We start from the raw sequence: 20211 nt of genomic DNA on the forward strand, positions 1-20211 counted from the left end.
CCATGGCTTTGTCCCACTGGCCCGCGGTGTCCGTCGTGATGCCGGTCCTGAACGAGGAACGTCACCTCGAGGAAGCGGTCGGCCGCGTCCTCGACCAGGAGTATCCCGGCGAGCTGGAGGTGGTACTGGCGATCGGTCCGAGCAAGGACCGGACCGAGGAGATCGCCGACCGGCTGGCTGATGCCGACAAGCGCATCACGATCGTGCCGAATCCGACCGGCAAGACGCCCGCCGGGCTGAACACCGGGATCTCCCACGCCCGCCACGACATCGTCGTACGGGTCGACGGCCACGGCGTCCTGACCCAGGGCTACATCACCCGGGCCGTCGAGGTGCTCACCGAGAGCGGAGCCGACAACGTCGGCGGCGTGATGGCGGCCGAAGGCCGGACGTCGTTCGAGATGGCCGTCGCCTGCGCCTACCGGTCGCGGCTCGGCCTGGGCGCGTCGACCTTCCACCAGGGCGGCAAGGCCGGTCCTGCGGACACGGTCTACCTGGGTGTCTTCCGCCGTACCGCGCTGGAGCGCGTCGGTGGCTTCGACGAGTCGATGCACCGGGCCCAGGACTGGGAGCTGAACTACCGGATCCGCAAGACGGGCGGGCTGATCTGGTTCAGCCCCGACCTGTCGGTGACGTACCGGCCGCGCTCCTCGCTGGCCGAGGTGGCGAGGCAGTTCTTCCACACCGGCCAGTGGCGCCGCGAGGTGATCCGCAGGCACCCGGAGACCGCCAACAAGCGCTACCTGGCCCCACCGGTCGCAGTCGGCCTGCTCGCCCTCGGCACTGTGCTGGGCATTATCGGGCTGGCGACAGGGGTGAGCTGGCTCGACGTCGGCTTCCTGGCGCCGCTCGGCTACGCGCTCCTACTCCTGGCAGGCTCCGCTATGGAAGGCCGCTACCTGCCCTGGAAGGCCCTTTTCTGGCTGCCCTTGGTCTGCGCCACCATGCATGTCGCCTGGGGCCTCGGCTTCATCATCGGCCTCCAGGAACGCCCCGCCGGCCCAGCGGTCGCTTCCCCCGGAACGGCCTAGCGGTCACCAGCGGAGGCGTACCCCGTCCATCGGCCAACCTCCGAGGCTAGGCCAGCCAAGCCCTCCGTACTACGCCAACCAGCGTCCCGCAGTACGGGCCGGGCGAGCGCTCAGGCTGTGGTGGGTTCCCAGGTGAAGCCGTCGGGGTCGGTGAAGGGGGTGGCGTCGGTGCTGAGGGCGAGCCGGTGCGAGCCGGTGCCTTCGGGGGAGACGCCGGCGTCCTTGGCGAGCGCGCGGTGACGGTAGAGGGCCAGTTTGATGCCCTTGGGCGGCGCGGCGAACTCGATGTACTTGTGCCCGAAACTGCGCGCCACGGTCAGCCCGTGCTCAACATAGAACTGCTTGCTGGCAGCAACATCAGCGGCACCCAGCAGCAACACGATGTCGTCCACCTCCCGAGTCGCCGGCCCAACCTCCTTCTTTTCCGACGTAGCAACCTTCCAGATCGCCCCGTCCGGAGCCTGTACGACGCCGCCGTACCCCCACATCCCTTTCTTGGCAGGCTTCAGCGTCTCGGCGCCGCCTTCGATGGCAGTCCCGAGCAGACTGTCGACCGTGGACGGTTGGGAGACGACGAGCGACAGCGTGTACGCCCGGAAGCCGGTCGTCTCCGCCTCGGAAGCCCGAACCCGCAGGCGATCACCCAGCCCGAACGCCGCGTCATAGAACGCCTTGGTGGCGGCTGGGTCTTGGGATTCGAGGGTGATGGAGGCGATGGAAGTCTCGGTGAGGTTCATGCCGACAACGCTAGGCGCGCAGCATCACCTGGTGCTTCTCGATTCCTGACCACCTTGCCCTCGTCCAGCGCCTGGTGGAAGACTCAGGGGAGGCGGACTTCCAGGCCATCAGTACTGCGGGTCGCCGCCCCCCGCCGCGCTCACCACCGGGGTCGCCGCCCCGAGATTGCGGCCCATTGATGGCCTGGCGATCCGCAACACGCAGCTCTGTCAGCGCACCGTCGCTTCTACCTCGACCAGCAGGCGCGAGGAGTCGTCCATTACCGACCATGGACAAGCGAAAGCCGCCCAGTCCGGGGGGCTGGGCGGCTTGAGGCGGGCTCAGCGTTTGCCGGTGGCTTCCAGGTTGTAGGCCTCGACTACTTCCTTGACGTCGCCGTCCATGCGAAGAACACCCTTGTCGAGCCAGATGGCGCGGTTGCAGGTGTCCAGGACGACGTCGAGGCTGTGGCTGACCAGGAAGACGCAGCCGGCCGAGGTGCGGAGTTCCTTGATCTTCTTCTCGGAGCGGATCCGGAACTCGGCGTCGCCGGTGGCCAGGGGCCTCGTCGACGAGCAGGATGTCGTGGGTCTTGGCCGAGGCGATCGCGAACTTGAGCCGCGCCGACATGCCGGAGGAGTAAGTCGACATCGGCAGGTCGATGAAGTCACCGATCCCGGAGAACTCGACGATGTCGCCGTAGCGTTCCTCGATCTCGGCCAGCGACATCCCCATCGCCAGGCAGCCCAGGACCACGTTGCGGTCGCCGGTCAGGTCGTTCATCATCGCCGCGTTGACGCCGAGCAGCGACGGCTGGCCGCCGGTGTAGATGGCGCCCGACGCGGGCGGCAGCAGACCGGCGATGGCGCGCAGCAGCGTCGACTTGCCGGAGCCGTTGCGGCCGATCAGACCGATCGCGTCGCCCTTGTACGCCGTGAAGCTGACGTTCTTGACCGCGTGCACCTCACGGATCGTGGGCCGGTCCTGGCGCTTGAGGATCCGCCGGAACGCGCTCGCGGCCGTGCCCTTGCCACCCGAGCCGGCGGTGACCTTGTAGATGATGTTGACGTTGTCGGCGATCACCGTCGGGACAGCATCCGACGCCGCGGCCCATGCCGCCGCCTTCGGAGCTGTCGTCTCAGCCACGGCCATACCTGTCCTCCGCACGCCAGAAGTAGATGAATCCGCCGACCAGCGAGATGCCGGCCCAGATGATCGAGATCTCCCACGCGTGCGGGAGCTGGTTCTTCACGTGCTCTTCCAGCACCGCGCGGCGAGCGATGTCGATGTACGCCGAGATCGGGTTCAGCGACAGCACCTGGATCACCCAGCCGGGGGCGTTCAGGCCCTCGAGCTTGGCCGGGATGGAGAAGAAGATGCCGGACGCGTACAGCCAGGTGCGGGTGATGAACGGCAGCAGCTGGCTGATGTCGGTCAGGAAGGCGCCGAGCCGGGAGAAGACCAGGGTGGCGCCGATGTTGAACAGGGTCTGCAGGAACAGCGCGGGGATCAGCAGCAGCCAGTGCCAGTTGGGTCCGGTGGTGAAACCGACCATCAGGAACAGGATGCCCATCGAGAGGAACATCTGGTTCAGCTCGTTCACCACGTACGCGAGTGGCAGCGTCGCGCGCGGGAAGTGCAGGGTGCGGATCAGCGACATGTTCGCCGAGATCGCCCGCGATCCCTCGGTCATCGACCGCTGCGTGTAGCTGAACACGAACATGCCGCAGATCAGGAAAGACGCATAGTTCGGGATGCCGTTCTTGGTCCCGAGCAGTACGCCGAACGCGAGGTAGTACACCCCGGCGTTGAGTAGCGGGGTGAGGACCTGCCAGATCGATCCGAGCCGGGCCCCGGCATAGACCGCATAGGTCCTGGCCCGGGCGTAGCTCACGATGAACTGACGACGGCCCCACAGTTCACGGAGGTAGGTCCGGAGCGTCGGTCGTGCCGAGCTCCTGGACAACCCATAACGCTCAGCCATCGCCGCAAGTTCTGCGGTCTTGGCCGACTCAGCGGCGGTTGACATGCGGGCCAATCTACTGGGCTCGGGACGCGAATATGACATCGGAGCCCTCTGAACCGTCTCAGGCGCGTCGTGGCGGGCACACTGGGTCATCGGATTCACACGGTGACACAGCGATGGCGGCCTGTTCGAGGCCCTTCGGGGGCGGCTCGGACAACGGTGTCAGGCGACCAATCGAGAGCGCAGTACGCCGAGGTGGGCCGTCGTCAGCCCGCCATGCCGCAGATAGGCCTCCGGCCCTCCATACGCCGTGTCGAGGTGCGCCAGGATCGCGATGATCGACTCGGCCCGGGTGTCGCGGAACTCGATCATCTCCGCGTGCAGCGACTCGTCCGGCTCGGCCGCGAGCTGCGCCGCCATCGCGGTCGCAAACCGTTGCCTGGTGAGGAAGTAGTCCGCGATGATCTCGTCCACGGGTACGCCGGCCACCGAGAGAGCGAGCGCGACGACCATCCCGGTCCGGTCCTTGCCGCCATGGCAATGCACGACGACCGCGCCGGGCGGGGCCTCGGCGATCGCCAGCACCGCTTCGGCGAACCGATCGGGTCGCAGGTCGAGCATGTCGATGCAGACCTTGACGATGGTGTCCATGCCAGACCTGGGAACAGCCGGATCCTGAACCGCCACCCGATACCCGAGGGCGTCGTCGGTGAACGGTGTCGGGGCCGCGTCGATCTCCGCCGGCGACCGCAGATCCAGCACCCGGCTCACGTCGGCCCGGCGTACGGCGTCGACGCCCGCCTGGGACAGGTATTGCAGGCCGTCGGCACGGATCAGCGCGCCCGGGCGGATCCTGCCGCCGTCAGAGGTCGGCAGGCCGCCCAGGTCACGCACGTTGCGGCAGTCCGGCCAGTGCAGGTGACGGCTCACGGATCCTCCAGAAGATCGTCGTACTCCGATCTTCGCCCACCCGGCCCGGACTTCGCGGTGCGCCTAGTTCTTGACCTCGCGGAGGCGGCCGGTCTCGACCTCGTAGACGAAGCCGCGGACCGAGTCCTTGACGGGGATGAACGGGTCGGCGGCGATCCGCTGCAGGGACTGGCGGACGTCCTCGTCGAGGTCACTGAAGGCCTCGGCCGACCAGTCCGGCTTCTGCCCGGTCTCCTCCTGGATGCTCGCCTTGAAGCTGTCGTCGGTGAAGGTCAGCATGCCGCAGTCGGTGTGGTGGATCAGGATGATCTCCTTGGTGCCGAGCAGGCGCTGGCTGATCGCCAGACTGCGCCGCTCGTCGGCCGTGATCACGCCACCGGCGTTGCGGATCACGTGCGCGTCGCCCTCTGACAGCCCCAGCAGGCCGTACGGATTGAGGCGCGCGTCCATGCAGGCGACGATCGCGACGTGCTTGCCGGGAGGCAGCGGCAGGTCACCTTTGTCAAAGGTCGCCGCATATTGCTCGGCGTTGGCGAGCAGCTCGTCGGTCACGCTCATGGTGGGTCCTCTCGGGCAAGTCGGCTAAGTCGATAGACAAAGCTAACTTTTTCCCGCCCCCACCGGAACAGATCCCATCAGGTGGACACTTCCGGCAACACGTGATCGCAGAGCGTGCCGATCCAGCCGCGTGCGACGTCCTCAGTCCAGTACGACGCCCTCCGGCGTCACCGCGCCGTCCGAGGAGCTGATCCGGGCCTGGACGTGGTCGTTGAACGCCGCGACCTGCTCCGAGATCCGGGACGGAGTCAGGCCGGACTCCTCCAGGATCGTGATCCGCCCGGGGCGGGTCTGCGGGGCGTACTCGACGATTCCGTTGAACTCCTCGAGCGTGAACCCGAGGTCCGACGGCCGGACCGGCAGCGCATGCCTCTGCAGACAGTCGACGGTCGCGTGGAAGCGATCCAGATCCCCGCGCAGGAACCACGCGAACGCAGCCCCGAGCCCGACCTGCTCGCCGTGATACCCACGCCGTTGCGGATGCAGCAGGTCGATCGAGTGCGAGATCTCGTGGCACGCTCCCGACGACGGCCGCGACGTACCGGCGACCACCATCGAGATCCCGGACAGCACCAAACCCTCGGCCAGCGTGACCAGGAAGTCGTCGTCCGCCACCGTGCCCGGGTGGTTCAGCACAGCCTGCGCGGCGGTCCGGGCCAGCGACACCGCGAGCCCGTCGATCTCCTCACCGTGCTGGCGATTGGCGGCCTCCCAGTCGGCGATCGCGGACAGGTTCGACAGGATCTCGCCGATCCCGGATCGGATCGACCGTTCCGGCGCCTGGTCGATCAGGTCGAGGTCGACGAGGACAGCGAGCGGCGCCGGTACGCCGTACGAGCCGCGGCCGGCGTCGTTGTCCAGGGTGCTGATCGGCGAGGCGATGCCGTCGTGCGCCAGGTTGGTGGCCACCGCGACCATCGGCAGCCCGAGCCGCGCGGCCGCGAACTTGGTCACGTCCAGCACGGTCCCGCCGCCGACGCCCACGATCGCGTCGTACCGCTTCGTCCGCACCTGCTCGACCAGCCGGACAGCGGCGTTGATCGTGCCACCCTCGACGGAGTACCAGTCGGCGCCGGCCAGGCCGCCCTCGAACGCCTTCTGCACGGTCGGCCCGTACGTCGAACCGACCGCGATCGCGACCCGCCCGGAGGTCGAGATCCGCCGGTCGGCCAGGATCGTGCCCAGCTCGGCGAGAGCACCGCGGCGTACGTCGACGACCAGCGGCGCGGTGATCATCCGGGCTAGGAGGGGCATACGATCTCCCGCGCCCGGGCCAGGTCGTCGTGGTTGTCGATCTCGACCCACTCGACGGTGCCGATCGGGGCGACATCGACCCGTTGGCCGCGATTGGCCATCTCCTGGTAGCCGTCCTCGTAGTACAGGTTGGGGTCGCGCTCCCAGGTGGTCTTCAGCGCGTCGGCCAGATCCTCGGCGGCGGACGGCTCGATCAGGGTGAGGCCGATGTACTCACCGGTCGCATCGGCCGGCTCCATCAGCTTCGTGATCCGCTCGACGCCCTTCTCCTGCGACCAGATCACCTTCATCTCCTCGTCCGCGAGTGACTTCACGGTGTCGAGGGCGAGGATGATCCGCTGGTCGCCGCCGCGTGCCCCGAGCAACGTGTGCTCGACCGAGACCGGGTGGACGGTATCGCCGTTCGCGAGCACCATGCCCTGGTTGAACAGGTCACGGGCACACCACAGCGAGTAGGCGTTGTTCCACTCCTCGGCCTTGTCGTTGTAGACCAGCTCCAGCGTCACGCCGTACCGGCTCTCCATCTCCTTCTGCCGGTCGGCGATCGCCTGCGCGGCGTACCCGACGACGATCGCGACGTCGGTCAGCCCGACCTCGGCGAAGTTGGCCAGCGTCAGGTCGAGCACGCTCGTCTCCGCGTCGATGGGCACCAGTGCCTTGGGCAGGGTGTCGGTGTAGGGGCGCAGGCGGCGCCCGGCTCCGGCGGCAAGAACGAGTCCGATCATTCGAGGATGCTACTGCCCAGCGCCTCTGTTGACCGTGGATGAGAGGATGCCGGGCATGACATGGCTCGTGACTGGTGGTGCCGGGTACATCGGATCGCACGTGGTGCGCGCGTTCGCCGCGGACGGGATCGACGTCGTCGTGATCGACGACCTGTCCAGCGGGAAACCCGAGTTCCTGGTGGAGGGTGTCCCGTTCGTCGAGGCGAACCTGCTCGACTCCGCGGCGACCCGCAAGGCGCTCGAAGGCGTCAGCGGCGTGGTGCACCTGGCGGGCTACAAGTACGCCGGGGTCTCGGTCGAGAAGCCGATGCACACCTACACCCAGAACATCTCGGCGATGGTCTCGCTGCTGAACGAGATGGCGGCCGCAGGGGTTGCGAACATCGTGTTCTCCTCCAGCGCGGGCGTCTACGGCACTCCGAAGGACGAGGTCGTCACCGAGCAGACGGCGCCGGACCCGCAGAGCCCGTACGGCGAGACGAAGCAGGTCGGCGAGTGGCTCCTCGCGGACCAGGCCAAGGCCGTCCCGCTGAACTACACCGCGCTGCGGTACTTCAACGTGGTCGGCTCCGGCGACCCGAAGGTCTACGACGCGAGCCCGTACAACTTGTTCCCGATCGTCTGCAACCTGCTGACCCAGGGCAAGATCCCGCAGATCTACGGCACCGACCACCCGACGCCGGACGGCACCTCGATCAAGGATTACGTGCACGTGGCCGACCTGGCCCGGGCGCACGTGGCCGCGGCGCGGGCGCTGGACTCGGGCAAGACTCTCGAGCCGGTCTACAACCTGGGCAGCGGCACCGGTACGTCGGTCCGCGAGATTATGGATGCGGCCCGACGGGTCACCGGCATCGACTTCACCCCGACCGAGGGCCCGCGCCGCCCGGGCGACCCGTCCCGCGTGGTCGCGTCCGGCGAACTGGCCGCCCGCGACCTGGAGTGGAAGAACACCCACACCGTCGACGAGATGTTCGCATCGGCTTGGGAAGCCTGGCCGAAGGGCTAGCAGCCCGTACTGCGGGCGCCAGCACGGCTTGTGCTGCGGGTGCCTTCGCGGTTTCAGGACGGCTTCGTGGCCTCGAAGCAGGCGGCTGGGACGGTGAGTGAGACTTCGCCGCGCTGGTTGAGTTCGTGCTCGACGGCGTCGAGGGCTTCCTGGCCGGCGATCGCCAGCCAGCCGTCGAGGAAGCCGAGCCGGATGAAGTAGTGGTTCAGCAACGCAGTGCCGTCGGCGAACCGCATCCGGAACTCGCTGGTGGCCGCGACGCTCGCGCTGAAGCCTGCCTGCTCCAGTCCCTCGATGGTGCCGTCGATCGTGGCTCGATGCGCGATGCGCCGGTCCAGTGCTTCCACGTTGTCGCCGAGCACCTCGCGGAGTACGGCGTAGAACTCGGCCATGTGACCGACCAGATTGGTGCTGAGCAGCAGGCGACCACCTGGCCGGAGTACGCGATGGCACTCGGCGAGAACCGTGGCGGCGTTGTCGAAGTTGTTGATGCCGAGGTTGGAGACGACGAGATCGACCGACCCGTCCGGCAGGTCGAGGGCGGCGGCGTCGGCAACTACGAGCTCCACGTTGCCGAGCTTCAGGTAGTCGACCTTGCGGCGCAGTACGGCGATGGCCTCGGCCCAAGGGTCGACCGCGATCACCCGGGCGGCGCCGCTGCGCTGAGCCAGTTCGACGGTGAGGAAACCGGTCCCGGCGCCGATGTCGACGATCGTCTGACCTCGCCGAAGCGGCACGTGCTCAAGGATCAACTGCCCGAAAGGCGCCGACCACAACGGCAATTCGTCGTAGTTGGCAGCCATCTCGGCCGCGGTGTCCGCCGCCGACGCCGCGGCCTGGGCTGCCTCGCCGGTGGTGGGCTCGATGGCGTGGATGTTCGGGAGTTCCTCCGGGTCGGCCTCGGCGACGGCTAGGAAGGCGCGCACGCACTCGACCGCGACGTCGGGAGACAGCCGTTTGAGGCTGAGGGCAACGATATTCGCGTCGTTCCAGCGGCGGGCGTTCTCGGCGGTCCAGGCGTCAGCGACCGTGGCCGCGCGGGCTCCGGGGACCTTGTTGGCGGCGATTGCCGTGCCGGTGCCGGTCCAGCACATCAGTACGCCGAAGTCGGCGTCACCGTTGACCACCTGCTCGGCCACGGCTCGCGACATACTCGGCCATCTGGTCGGGTCGGTGACGACCACCTCGTGCTCGGAGCGCAGGTGATCGAGCACGGCTCGGACGCATTCGTTCTCGTCATCGGCCGCGAAGGCGACCTTCCAGCGGCGTTGGGTTTCCACCCGTTGGAGATTACGCGCTGAGCGTGTCCGTGATCAGGGTGCCGACCTGGTCCAGCTCGATCAGGAAGCCGTCGTGGGGACTTGATCAGCTGCACCGGGCGGGCAACACCGCCCTGCCAGGCCGGCTGACAGGTTATTCGTTGGGTGGCGCGGAAATAGCCCGCCAGCGGACGAAGAACGCGCCAATGGTCGAACAAGCCGCTACCGGGCCCGGTCGCGGCGGGATCTAGGCGAGTGGGTGGGTCGGGAGGGCTACTGATCTTTGCGGAACGGGCCTGTCGGGGTCAGGTCGAGCATGACCGGGCCGGTGAGGACGCCGCCTTCTACGGGGAGGGTGTGGCCGGTGATCCAGGCTGCGTCTTCGGAGCCGAGGAAGGCTACGGCGGCGGCGATGTCTTCTGGCTCGCCTACTCGGCCGAGGGGGTACATCTTGGCGAGGCTGTCCAAGGTGCCGGGTTGGCTGTCCCAGTTCGGCGTACGGATGGTGCCGGGGGCGACGACGTTGAAGCGGACGCCGCTGGTGCCGTAGCGGGCGGCGAAGTTCTGCGTCATCGCGATCTGGCCGGCCTTCGCCGCGGAGTACTCGATGTTCCCGAAGGCCGCGAGGCCGTTCACCGAGCTGATCGTGACGACGTTGCCGCGCGTCTTCAGCAGCTCCGGGATCGCGGCCTGGATGCACTGGGCGGCGCTGACCAGGGTGAGGTCGAGTTGGCGGTGCCAGTCCTCGATGGTGGTGTCCTCGGGGACTGAGGTGACGATGCAGGCGCCGGCATTGTTGACCAGCAGGTCCAGCCGGCCGAACCGTTCGACGCCGGCCCGCGACCGCCGCGTCGATGTCGGCCCGCGAGGTGACGTCGACTCGTACTGCGAGGGCGCGCTCGCCGATCTCGGCCGCGACCTCGGCGATCTTGTCCTCCTGCAGGTCGGTGATGATCACCGAACCACCTTCGGCCGCGATCCTGCGCGCGACCGCCGATCCGATTCCCTGCGCCCCGGCCGTAACCAGCGCGACCCGCCCCTCGAACCGCTGCATCAGTTCTCCTCCAACACTCGGTCGACCTTCTCGTCGGCGATTCGCCGGTCCAGCTTCGCTTCGTCCAGGTTGCGGCAGAGCACGATCGAGCCGCCGCCCGCGATCACTCCGACCAGGGTGCCGACGCCGTCCGGCGTCACCAGGCTGGTCGTGGTCAGGACCCGCTCGGCGATCGGCTTCGCGGCGGCGATCAGGTCCGCGTGCGTGCTTTCGCCGTACGCCGGGGAGTCGGCCGCGGGCGCGTCGAAGGGGACGAAGACGTCGGGATGGTTGTAGACCTCGGCGCCATAGTCGTGCACGCCCGCCGGAATCGGCTCACGAAACCGGCCGCCGAGCGGAAGCAGCGCCGAGGCGATCGTCTCCCGGCCGCCGCGGGTGCCGAAGTCGGGCCCGACAATCGCGAGATCGCCGGCACCGGTGGTCAGGCTCGCGCCCGCCGACCAGGTGGACAGCGCCCAGACGACGCCGAGCCAGTGCGGTGGCAGCCCGATCGCGACGGTCTCGCCGGATTCCAGGTCGTACTCGTCGACCAGCAGGTTCGCCGTTTTCGCCACCCAGTTCGCGGTGGTGACGGCGCTCAACTCGATCCGCTCGCCGGACACGTCGTCGTAGTACGTGAGGAATGGACTGGCGCCGTCGCGGCGGACCGCGGCGCTGAAAAGTTCGGGAAGCGTTCCGGCCATGGTCGCAACCCTATGTCCTGCCTGGTCGGGCGGGCGCGGGGTTCAGCCCCGGCGTACCTTGGACTGGGGTTCGAGAAAGGGGGACTGTCATGCCTGCTCTGCTGGCGCTGCCCGAAGGCGGCGAGTGGATTGTCATCCTGGTGATCGTGGTGCTGGTCTTCGGCGCGAACAAGCTGCCCGACCTGACCCGCAACGCGGCGAAAGCAATGGTCGAATTCAAAAAAGATCACCAGCAAGACCGACGACCCGGCTGAGAAGACCGCGACCGCTGACACAGCCGGTACTGCGGAAGTCGCAGCCGATGACGAGGCGGCGAAGCCGAAGCAGGACAGTCCGCCTGTATGACGGATCGCGCTGCAGCAGAGCGCGATGGGCAACTCCTGCGAGGGCACCGGCGAGGGCGGGGCACCTCGACGTCAGCCGGTGGTAACCGTGGCGCGGAGTGCGTCTGCGAGATGGGTTGTGGGTGGGGGGAGGGGGCCGGGGAGGTGGGCGAGGGCTATTCGGCGGAGTTCTTGGGGGCCGCCGTGGACGGGGAGGATTCGGACGCCGGGAGGGGCGGCGGCTTCGAGGGAGGGGCTGACTGTGGTGATGCCGGCGCCGGCGGCGACCAGGTGGAGTTTGGCCAGCCAGTCGCGGGCGGTGTGGGCGATCTCGGGGCGCTCGTCCAGGCCCGGCCAGACGCCCATCAGTTTGTCTTCGCCGGAGGCGGGGCCTGCGATCCAGCGTTGGCCGCGTAGGTCGGCGAAGGCGATCGAGTCGCCGGCCGCGAGCGGATGGCCGGCTGGTACGGCTAGGCACAGGGCTCGCTCGATCAGGACCTGGACGTCGAGTGCGGGCGACTCGGCATCCGGCGGGCGGAACGGCGGAGCCGAGGCGAGAAGGGCTAGGTCCACGCTGCCGGCCCGTAGAGCGCGCACCAACGCTGGTGTCGATCCCTCCCGCGTCGTCACCGTGATCGCCGGATGACTTCGCCGTAGGGCAGCGATTGCCTTGGGCACCAGGACTGCACCCGCGCTGGGGAACCAGCCGAGGCGGACCGTGCCACCGTCCGCGGGCAGCCCGGCTAGTTCGCGCGCGGTCGTATCGAGTTGGTCGAGGATGCGCGCCGCGTTCCGTAGTACGACCTGACCGGCCGGTGTCAGCCGGACGCCCTCGCGGCGGCGTTCCAACAAGGGGGCCTGGGCGGCCCGTTCGATCGAGGCGATCTGCCGGGAGACCGCCGACTGGGTGTAGCCGAGGGCGGTGGCCGCGGCCGTGAACGTGCCACGCTCGGCGACCTCGCGGAACACTCGCAGCGCGACCAGGGAGACATTGGTGAAGTCCATGATTTTTACGCATGCTACCTGTGCCGAAGTCTCGTTGGAATCATGGCCCAGCCGTTCCTAGGGTGGACCGCATGAGACGCATCGCAGTAGTCACCGGCGCGAACCAGGGCATCGGCTTCGCCCTCGTCGAAGGTCTCGCCGCCCGGATGAACCCCGAGGATCTGATCCTTCTGACCAGCAGAAATTCCGCCCGGGTGGCCGAGGCGGCGGACCGCGTGAAGGGGGTCGCGCAGGTCGAAGGGCGAGTGCTCGACGTCAGCGACGCCGCCGCGGTCGCGGAATTGGCGGCCGACCTGCAAGCGCAGTACGGGGGTGTCGACATCGTCATCTCCAATGCCGTCGCCCCGCTCAGTCCGGACCGGTCGCAGGCCGAACAGGCCGACCAGTTCATCGCCGTCGCGAACGGCGGCACGCAGTCCGTACTGCGTTCCTTCGGTCCCGTACTCCGGCCAGGCGGGCGGTTGATCGTGGTCGCGAGCTCGCTCGGCACCTTGGACCAGTTGGACCCGAAGTTGCACCCGTTGTTCGACGGGCCGTCCTTCGAGCAGATCGAGCAGACCGTCGAGGAATGGCGGCTGGCGATCCACGCCGGCACGGCCGCGGACGAAGGCTGGCCGGAGTGGGTCAACACGCCGTCGAAGGTCGGTCAGGTCGCGGCGGTCCGCGCGGTGGCGGCGCGGCGTCGTGAGGCGGATCTGCCGCAGAACACGTTGATCGCATCGGTCTGCCCCGGCCTCGTCGACACCCGTGCGTCGCGCCCGTGGTTCGACGACTTCAGCCAGGCGAGGACACCCGAGCAGGCCGCGGTACCGATCCTCGATCTCGTCCTCGCCGACCGGGTCGACCCCGCGACGTACGGCGAACTGGTCCGCGACGGCGCGGTCCTCCCGTGGCGAGGCAATCAGTCGAGTGAGGAGAAGGCCTTGGCATGATCGAGACGGCCTTTGGGTTCAGCAGTACTGCCGCTGACGTCGTCCGCGGGGTGGAGCTTGGCGGGCGGCGGGCTGTGGTTACTGGTGGGGCTTCGGGGATCGGGGTGGAGACAGCGCGTGCCCTGGCATCGGCCGGGGCCGAGGTGACCCTCGCCGTACGGGATGTGAGTGCGGGCGAAAGGACAGCGAAGGACATCGCCGCGACCACGGGCAACGAGAAGGTGTTTGTGGCGGAGCTCGACCTGACCGACCTGGCGTCGGTCCGGGGCTTCGCGGCCGGCTGGCAAGGGGCGCTGGACATCTTGGTGAACAACGCGGGAGTGATGGCGAGCCCGGAGGAGTACACCGAGCAGGGCTGGGAGCTGCAGTTCGCGACCAACCATCTCGGACACTTCGCGCTCGCGACCGGTCTGCATGATGCATTGGTTGCTGCAGGCAATGCCAGGGTCGTCGTTGTCAGTTCGTCGGGGCATCAGCTCTCGCCGGTGGTGTTCGACGATCTGAACTTCGCGTTCCGTCCGTACGACCGGTGGCTGGCCTACGGTCAGTCGAAGACCGCGAACGTGTTGTTCGCCGTGGAAGCGAGTCGCCGCTGGGCCGCGGACGGGATCACCGCGAACGCCCTGATGCCCGGCGCGATCTACACCAACCTGCAGCGGCACACCGAGGGCCGCGGCAGCGGGAAGACGCCGCCCGAGCTGATCAAGACCGTCGAGCAGGGGGCCGCGACTTCCGTGTTGCTCGCGGTTTCCCCCGCACTGGAAGGGATCGGCGGTCGGTACTGCGCCGACTGCAACGAGGCCGAGGTGCTCGATCGGCGCAGCGGCACCCTGTCCGGCGTGGCGCGGTATGCGCTCGATCGGGACAACGCCGAGCGGCTGTGGACGGTGTCGGAAGGTCTACTCGCGGAAGGCTGACGTACAACCACGGGTTGAGGGGAAGGCCAACCTGAGGGCGATGTGGGGAGGGCGGCAACTGAGCCCTCGAAGCTGAACTCGATCGCGCACGGCCGCCTGGTCAGCACGCTCCGGACCGGCTCGAGCACCACCCGGGTGTTCCGCGAGGACCGCAAGCTGGCTACCGAGTTGATGCAGATCGGCGTCGGCCCGTTCACCGTGCTGCACCGCAAGGGCCCGCACGGCATGGACCTCCGGTACGCCGTACCGACGGCGCAGCTGGCCGCGATCGAGCCGCAACTGAAGTCGTTCGACCAGTCGGTCAGGTTCCTGGAGCAGCGCCTCGGCAGGTTCCCGGTGTGGTCCTACATGAGGTCTCACACGAGTGGTTCGGCAACTCGGTCTCGCCTGAGCGCTGGGCCGATCTCTGGCTGAACGAAGGCCATGCCGTCTTCTACGAGGACCAGTGGATCGAGGCGAAGCACCTCTCGACGCAGACCGAGTCGATGCGACACAGCTATGAGGAGCTGGGGAACAAACTCCTCGCGAACGGCCCGATCGCGGCTCCGGATCCGGCCACCTGGCCCGGCGACAAGGGGCCGCTGCGCCCGTACAGCTCGGCGGCCTACCAGGGTGGCGCGCTGACGCTGTTCGCGCTCCAGCAGCTGATCGGCGACAAGACCTTCAACGCCATCGAGCGTGCCTGGGTCCGGCGCCACAACAACAGCACCGCCAGTACGGAGGACTTCATCGCCCTCGCCTCCCAGGTCGCTCACCGTGACCTGAAGCCATTCCTGAGCAGCTGGCTGTACTCGACGCGTTTGCCGGCCATGCCCAAGCACCCGGACTGGAAGGCGGGCCCGGCGTAGTACTCACGGCTTGATGTCACGGACCCCGCGATCCCGCGGATCCTGGAGCTCTCGTAAGGTCGGCGCATGTTGATCGTGGTCGGTCTGGCGCTCATCCTGGCGTTGACCGTCGCCACCGGGTACTTCGTGGCCCAGGAATTCTCCTACGTCGCCGTCGACCGGAACCGGCTGCAGAGCCGTGCCGAGGCGGGTGACGCCGCCGCAGTACGGGCTCTGAAGGTCACCTCGCGGCTCTCGTTCGTGCTGTCGGGCGCGCAGGTCGGGATCACCGTGACCGCCCTGCTCGCCGGGTACGTCGCCCAGCCGTACCTGGGCAAAGGCCTGGAGAACCTGCTCGGCTCGGCCGGCGTGCCCGAGAGCATGTCTCTGACCCTCTCCGTGATCGTCGCGTTGCTGCTGGCAACGATCATCCAGATGGTGCTGGGCGAGCTGGCGCCGAAGAACCTGGCGATCGCCCGGGCCGAGGCGCTGGCGCTGCGGCTGTCCCGGTCCACCCTGATCTACCTGACCGTGGCCGGCCCGCTGATCCACCTCTTCGACAGTGCGTCGAACCGGATCCTGCGCCGGGTCGGGATCGAGCCGGTCGAGGAGCTGCCGCAGGGTGCCACCGCGCAGGAGCTCGACCGGATCATCGCCGATTCGTACGAACAAGGCCTGCTCGACCAGGACACCACGCGGCTGCTCGATCGCGGCCTCGACTTCCGCGGCCGGATCGCCGGCGAGGTGATGATCCCGCGGGTCGACGTGATCACCGTGCACCAGGACGACCCGTTGACCCGGGTGGTCGAGCTGCTCGACTCCGGCCACAGCCGGTTCCCGGTGATCGCCGCGTCGGTCGACGAGGTGGTCGGCGTGATCGCGATCGGCGATGTCGTCGAGGTGGAGCCGGCTGACCGTTCGCACGTCACGATCGGGTCGATCGCGGCGCCGCCGGTCGTCGTACCGTTCACCCTCTCGATGCCCGGCGTCCTGGAACAACTCCGTACTACGCACCGCCAGCTCGCGATCGTCGTGGACGAGTTCGGCGGCTTCGCCGGGGTCGTGTCGCTGGAGGACATCGCCGAGGAACTGGTCGGCGAGATCCGCGACGAGGACGACCTGCCCGAGGCCGGGTTGCTCGCGAACGCCGACGGGACGTGGATTGTGCCCGGCCGCTGGCGGCTCGACCAGGTGGAGGAGTCGACCGGGATCGCGCTTCCGACCGATGACGACTACGACACCGTTTCCGGACTGGTGATGGCCCGGCTCGGGCGGATCCCGGTGGTCGGGGACGAGGCGTTCGTGGAGTTGCCGCAACGGTTCGACCACGATGGTCGGGCGGCGCCGCGTGAGCACGGCAAGCTCACAGTGCAGACCGTACTGCGGCACGTGCCGGGGCTGGTCATTCTGGAGAAGCTGACATGAGCACGACCGTTGCGCTGCTGATCTCGCTGCTCCTCCTGATCTGTAACGGATTTTTCGTGGCAGCCGAATTCGCGCTGGTCGCGTCCAAGCGGCATCGGCTCGAGCAGTTCGCGGCCGAAGGCAGCCGGTCTGCCCGGGCCGCGATCGCGGGAGTCAGCGAGTTGTCGCTGATGCTCGCGGGTGCTCAGCTCGGGATCACCTTGTGCACCTTGGGTCTCGGCTCGTTGTCCGAGCCGGCGGTCGCGCATCTGCTGCATCCGTTGTTCCACCTGATCCACGTACCGGAAGGCGTCGGCGAGGTGATCGCGCTGATCATCGCGGTCGCTGGGATCGGCCTGCTGCACGTGTTGCTGGGCGAGATGGCGCCGAAGTCGTGGGCGATCAGCGATCCCGAGCGGTCGGCGTTGCTGCTGGCATTGCCGTTCCGCGGGTTCACGTACGTCTTCCGACCGCTGCTCGTCGTACTGAACACACTGGCGAATGCGTGCCTGCGGTTGTTGAAAGTGACGCCGCAGAACGAGCTCGCGAACGCTCACGGTCCGGACGAGCTGCGGTTGCTGATCGAGTCGTCGGCCGAACACGGCACGCTGGCTGCGCCCGAGCACGATCTACTCACGGCGATGCTCGCGCTGCAGAACACCACGGTCGAACAGGTGATGACGCCGACTTCCCAGCTGTCGACAGTGCAGTCGACAGCGCTCGCACGTGAGGTGGAGTTGGTGAGCCGGCGGGAAGGGCGTTCGCGGCTCGCGGTGTGTTCCGGGATCACGATCTGCGGGATCGTCCACGTTCGCGACGCGGCTCGTGCGACGACGGGCGGCGGTCACACGTTGCGGGCCGCGGACCTGATGACCGAGCCGCTGCGCTTGCCGGCTGCCACTCCGGTCGCCGCCGCGATCCGGATCATGCGTGACGAACGCTCCCAGCTGGCCGTCGTCCAGCAGGGCTCGGAGCCGGTCGGCGTGGTTGCGCTCGAAGACCTGCTGGAAGAGGTCATCGGCGAGTTCGACGACGAGACCGACCCGATCATCAACGCCGCCCTCCACCCGCCGGCCGCCTCCTGAGTCCTTGCGTCCGAAGAGCCGTGGGGCAGGACCCTCTGCTGTTCGGACGTAAGGGGGCTCGGGCTCGGGCTGTGAGCTCGAGGGGGCAGGGGGTCCTGCACCTGTGGACGAGCGAACGGGGTGGCTGGACCTACGGACTACGGTTGTCGCAATTCGTCGGAGGAGTTCAACTGTGGCTGTCAGACGTCTCGGGCTCGTTGTTCATCAGGGTCGTCCGCTCGCTGTTCAGGCTGCCGAGGTGGTTCGGGAGTGGTGCCGGCGGCATGACATCGGCTGTACCGATATCGATGTCTGGAAGCAGCACGAACACCGCCGCGGTGGGATGGACGAGCTGCATCACGCGGGCAGTCCTGATCTCGTCGTCACGCTCGGTGGCGACGGCACGTTCCTGCGCGGCGCCCGGATCGCTGCGAAGAACGACGCCTCGGTGCTGGGCGTCGACCTCGGCAAGGTGGGCTTCCTGACCGAGGTGGCTTGCAGCGACGTCGAGGAGGCGTTGGAAGCGGTCCACCACGGCAGCGCGACGATCGAGGAGCGGATGACGCTCACCATGCGATCGTCACGCCCGCTGGAGATCCCGACCGGTATAGACGCATTGCTGCGATACGGACACGGCCCTGCGCTCCCACCGCCCTCAGTACGGCCGGAAACCGTCGAGGGAGACGGGTGGGGTGTGGCGCTGGACGTGACCGCCCTGAACGACGTGGTGGTGGAGAAGCTGGCCCGTGACCACCAGGTGAGCGTGGGCGTCTACCTCGCCGGGCGTCTGTTGGCGTCGTACTCGGCGGACGCTTTGATCGTGGCGACGCCGACCGGCAGTACGGCGTACAGCTTCGCGGCAGGCGGGCCCGGTGCTCTCGCCGAGCTTGGAGGCGGTCGTTTTCACCCCCGTTGCGCCTCACATGACGTTCAACCGGTCTGTCGTGGCGGCACCGGATGAGCCGCTGGGGCTGCGGGTGCTGCCGCATTCCGGGCAGGCGGCGGTCAGCATCGACGGCCAGCTGCGCGGGATTCTGGACCCGGGTGACTGGATCGGGGTCTACGGCTCAGTACGGCGGCTGCGGCTGGTCCGGCTCCGTCCCACCGACTTCTACGGGCGGCTGCGCGACCGCTTCCGCCTGACCGACGCCCCGGCGACCGGTATCGACGGCGAGTCCGAACGCTTCTGGGTCCCGGAAGGTCCCGTACCCGCCGACCTCGGTCACCTCCGCATCCCGCAGCCCGCCACCGAAGCCGACACCGCCGCCCGTTCGGCCCCCTGCCCGGTCAGCTCCGGCCCCAGTACGCATACGCCGCCGGCCGGGTAACCGCTGCCCAACAGCCTCAGCCCGTACTTCGGGCGCGGGCTCGGCGTTGATACCAGCTCAACACTGGTCGGTTCCGGCGATCGGTGACTGGGTTCGCCCGGTAAGGTTCGTCCTCATGCGAAACGTGGTGATTCTGGCCGGCGGTTCGGGGACGCGGCTGTGGCCGTTGTCCCGGGCCGACAAGCCCAAGCAGGTGCTGCCGCTGGCGGCGGGGAACTCGCTGCTGCGGGTGGCGTACAACCGGCTGCAAGGGCTGGTCGACCCGGCGAACGTCTACGTCTGCACGGTGGCTGCCCACACGGACCTGGTCCGCGAGGAGTTGCCCGAGCTCGGTGAGCACAACATCATCGGCGAACCGGTCGGCCGGGACACGGCGAACGCGGTCGGCCTGGCCTCGGCCGTCGTGGCCCGCAACGATCCCGACGCGGTGCTGGCGATCGTCGGGTCGGACCACTTGATCACGCCCGAGGCGGAGTTCCGGGCCGCGATCGAGAGCGGGTTCGAGCTGGTCGAGCAGCGGCCGCGGTCGCTGGTCACCTTCGGGATCGAGCCGACCCATCCGCATACCGGCCTCGGGTACGTCGAACGTGGTGACGCCATCGACGGCACTTCGGCGTACGTCGTGGACCGGTTCCGGGAGAAGCCGGATCGCGCGACGGCCGAGGAGTACCTGGCGACCGGGCGGTTCTGGTGGAACTCCGGCATGTTCGTCTGGCGCGCCGAGACCGTGCTGAGCGTGCTCGACGCGCTGCTGCCGGAGTCGGCCGCGCAGTTGCGTCAGGTCGCGGCGGTCTGGGACACCCCTGTGCGCGATGCCGAGCTGGGCGCGATCTACCCGGGGCTGCGCAAGATCAGCGTCGACTTCGCCGTGATGGAGCCGGCCTCGCAGGGCAAGGTCGACGCGGACGTCGTCGTCATCCCGATGCCGGTGCACTGGCTGGACGTCGGCTCCTGGGCCGCGCTGGCCGGCACCTACGAGGTCGATGCCGAGGGCAACCGTCACGACGGCACCGCAGTCAGCTGCCTGCTCGACTCCCACGACAACGTGATCGTCACCGACGACCCCGACCACCTGATCGCGGCAGTCGGCCTGACCGGCCACATCATCGTCCACACCCACGACGTAACCCTGGTCTGCCCACTGGCCGACGGCGAACGAGTCAAAGACCTGGTAGCCCAGGTCCAGTCCGACCACGCCACCCGCTACATCTAACCCGTACTCCGA

General features: G+C 68.2%; 23 protein-coding genes and 1 pseudogene. 12 read left to right on the forward strand and 12 right to left on the reverse strand.

Features of this window, described 5'->3' with window-relative positions; genetic code table 11:
* Positions 1–2 precede the first annotated feature (2 nt).
* A complete protein-coding gene (locus F1D05_RS27390; RefSeq protein WP_185443346.1) occupies positions 3–1031 on the forward strand; it encodes a glycosyltransferase family 2 protein in 1029 nt (342 codons plus the stop codon).
* 110 nt (positions 1032–1141) lie between these two features.
* Here F1D05_RS27390 and F1D05_RS27395 read toward each other — a convergent pair whose 3' ends face one another.
* The 7 genes from F1D05_RS27395 to F1D05_RS27425 all read right to left on the reverse strand — a co-directional run bounded on the left by F1D05_RS27395 (position 1142) and on the right by F1D05_RS27425 (position 7181).
* On the reverse strand, positions 1142–1768 hold the full coding sequence (locus F1D05_RS27395) for a glyoxalase (RefSeq protein WP_185443347.1): 627 nt from the start codon (positions 1766–1768) through the stop codon (positions 1142–1144).
* 10 nt (positions 1769–1778) lie between these two features.
* Positions 1779–2894: an ABC transporter ATP-binding protein gene (locus F1D05_RS27400; protein WP_246486008.1), complete on the reverse strand. Its 1116-nt coding sequence runs from the start codon at positions 2892–2894 to the stop codon at positions 1779–1781.
* Positions 2887–3777 carry an ABC transporter permease gene (locus F1D05_RS27405; RefSeq protein WP_185443348.1) on the reverse strand — a complete coding sequence of 297 codons (891 nt, stop codon included), beginning with the start codon at positions 3775–3777 and terminating at the stop codon, positions 2887–2889. The genes F1D05_RS27400 and F1D05_RS27405 overlap by 8 nt, the downstream gene beginning before the upstream one ends.
* A gap of 159 nt (positions 3778–3936) precedes the next feature.
* The gene (locus F1D05_RS27410) at positions 3937–4644 is read right to left on the reverse strand and encodes a tyrosine-protein phosphatase (RefSeq protein WP_246486009.1); all 708 of its coding nucleotides are present in this window, start codon (positions 4642–4644) and stop codon (positions 3937–3939) included.
* A gap of 63 nt (positions 4645–4707) precedes the next feature.
* The gene (locus F1D05_RS27415) at positions 4708–5202 is read right to left on the reverse strand and encodes a beta-class carbonic anhydrase (RefSeq protein ID WP_185443349.1); all 495 of its coding nucleotides are present in this window, start codon (positions 5200–5202) and stop codon (positions 4708–4710) included.
* A gap of 141 nt (positions 5203–5343) precedes the next feature.
* A complete protein-coding gene (locus tag F1D05_RS27420) occupies positions 5344–6456 on the reverse strand; it encodes an iron-containing alcohol dehydrogenase family protein (RefSeq protein WP_185443350.1) in 1113 nt (370 codons plus the stop codon).
* The gene (locus tag F1D05_RS27425; RefSeq protein ID WP_185443351.1) at positions 6444–7181 is read right to left on the reverse strand and encodes a sugar phosphate nucleotidyltransferase; all 738 of its coding nucleotides are present in this window, start codon (positions 7179–7181) and stop codon (positions 6444–6446) included. The genes F1D05_RS27420 and F1D05_RS27425 overlap by 13 nt, the downstream gene beginning before the upstream one ends.
* Positions 7182–7236: 55 nt before the next feature.
* Here F1D05_RS27425 and galE point away from each other — a divergent pair, with 55 nt between their 5' ends.
* The gene (gene galE, locus F1D05_RS27430; protein ID WP_185443352.1) at positions 7237–8190 is read left to right on the forward strand and encodes a UDP-glucose 4-epimerase GalE; all 954 of its coding nucleotides are present in this window, start codon (positions 7237–7239) and stop codon (positions 8188–8190) included.
* 53 nt (positions 8191–8243) lie between these two features.
* Here galE and F1D05_RS40985 read toward each other — a convergent pair whose 3' ends face one another.
* The 4 genes and pseudogenes from F1D05_RS40985 to F1D05_RS27450 all read right to left on the reverse strand — a co-directional run bounded on the left by F1D05_RS40985 (position 8244) and on the right by F1D05_RS27450 (position 11186).
* The gene (locus F1D05_RS40985) at positions 8244–9470 is read right to left on the reverse strand and encodes an RpiB/LacA/LacB family sugar-phosphate isomerase (protein WP_246486010.1); all 1227 of its coding nucleotides are present in this window, start codon (positions 9468–9470) and stop codon (positions 8244–8246) included.
* A gap of 252 nt (positions 9471–9722) precedes the next feature.
* Entirely contained in the window at positions 9723–10262 is a 540-nt protein-coding gene (locus F1D05_RS42215) for an SDR family NAD(P)-dependent oxidoreductase (RefSeq protein ID WP_343066651.1), read from the reverse strand.
* An 82-nt stretch (positions 10263–10344) separates the two neighbouring features.
* A pseudogene (locus tag F1D05_RS42220) lies at positions 10345–10503 on the reverse strand (SDR family NAD(P)-dependent oxidoreductase); the annotation flags it as partial.
* Positions 10503–11186: a TIGR03089 family protein gene (locus tag F1D05_RS27450; protein WP_185443353.1), complete on the reverse strand. Its 684-nt coding sequence runs from the start codon at positions 11184–11186 to the stop codon at positions 10503–10505. The gene F1D05_RS27450 and the pseudogene F1D05_RS42220, both read right to left, overlap by 1 nt.
* 89 nt (positions 11187–11275) lie before the next feature.
* Here F1D05_RS27450 and tatA point away from each other — a divergent pair, with 89 nt between their 5' ends.
* On the forward strand, positions 11276–11440 hold the full coding sequence (gene tatA / locus F1D05_RS27455; protein WP_185443354.1) for a twin-arginine translocase TatA/TatE family subunit: 165 nt from the start codon (positions 11276–11278) through the stop codon (positions 11438–11440).
* 162 nt (positions 11441–11602) lie between these two features.
* Here tatA and F1D05_RS27460 read toward each other — a convergent pair whose 3' ends face one another.
* Entirely contained in the window at positions 11603–12514 is a 912-nt protein-coding gene (locus tag F1D05_RS27460; protein WP_185443355.1) for a LysR family transcriptional regulator, read from the reverse strand.
* A gap of 71 nt (positions 12515–12585) precedes the next feature.
* On the opposite strand from F1D05_RS27460, the gene F1D05_RS27465 reads away from it, so the two are divergent.
* From F1D05_RS27465 to F1D05_RS27500, 9 genes are all read left to right on the forward strand, one after another.
* Positions 12586–13446, forward strand: coding sequence for an SDR family NAD(P)-dependent oxidoreductase (locus F1D05_RS27465; RefSeq protein WP_185443356.1), 861 nt, complete (start codon positions 12586–12588; stop codon positions 13444–13446).
* A complete protein-coding gene (locus F1D05_RS27470) occupies positions 13443–14363 on the forward strand; it encodes an SDR family NAD(P)-dependent oxidoreductase (protein WP_185443357.1) in 921 nt (306 codons plus the stop codon). The genes F1D05_RS27465 and F1D05_RS27470 overlap by 4 nt, the downstream gene beginning before the upstream one ends.
* A gap of 42 nt (positions 14364–14405) precedes the next feature.
* Positions 14406–14777, forward strand: coding sequence for a hypothetical protein (locus F1D05_RS27475; RefSeq protein WP_185443358.1), 372 nt, complete (start codon positions 14406–14408; stop codon positions 14775–14777).
* Positions 14702–15211, forward strand: a complete 510-nt coding sequence (locus tag F1D05_RS27480; protein ID WP_185443359.1) for a M1 family aminopeptidase — start codon at positions 14702–14704, stop codon at positions 15209–15211. Before F1D05_RS27475 ends, F1D05_RS27480 begins: the two co-directional genes overlap by 76 nt.
* 66 nt (positions 15212–15277) lie before the next feature.
* Entirely contained in the window at positions 15278–16615 is a 1338-nt protein-coding gene (locus tag F1D05_RS27485) for a hemolysin family protein (protein WP_185443360.1), read from the forward strand.
* Complete coding sequence (locus tag F1D05_RS27490) at positions 16612–17679, forward strand: hemolysin family protein (RefSeq protein ID WP_185443361.1); 1068 nt, start codon at positions 16612–16614, stop codon at positions 17677–17679. Before F1D05_RS27485 ends, F1D05_RS27490 begins: the two co-directional genes overlap by 4 nt.
* A 172-nt stretch (positions 17680–17851) precedes the next feature.
* Complete coding sequence (locus F1D05_RS42225) at positions 17852–18619, forward strand: NAD(+)/NADH kinase (RefSeq protein ID WP_281388762.1); 768 nt, start codon at positions 17852–17854, stop codon at positions 18617–18619.
* Positions 18582–18986 carry a hypothetical protein gene (locus F1D05_RS42230; protein WP_281388763.1) on the forward strand — a complete coding sequence of 135 codons (405 nt, stop codon included), beginning with the start codon at positions 18582–18584 and terminating at the stop codon, positions 18984–18986. The genes F1D05_RS42225 and F1D05_RS42230 overlap by 38 nt, the downstream gene beginning before the upstream one ends.
* Positions 18987–19101: 115 nt before the next feature.
* Positions 19102–20199, forward strand: a complete 1098-nt coding sequence (locus F1D05_RS27500; protein WP_185443362.1) for a mannose-1-phosphate guanylyltransferase — start codon at positions 19102–19104, stop codon at positions 20197–20199.
* Positions 20200–20211 lie beyond the last annotated feature (12 nt).

The organism is Kribbella qitaiheensis (assembly GCF_014217565.1).
GTDB classification, from domain to species: Bacteria; Actinomycetota; Actinomycetes; order Propionibacteriales; family Kribbellaceae; genus Kribbella; species Kribbella qitaiheensis_A.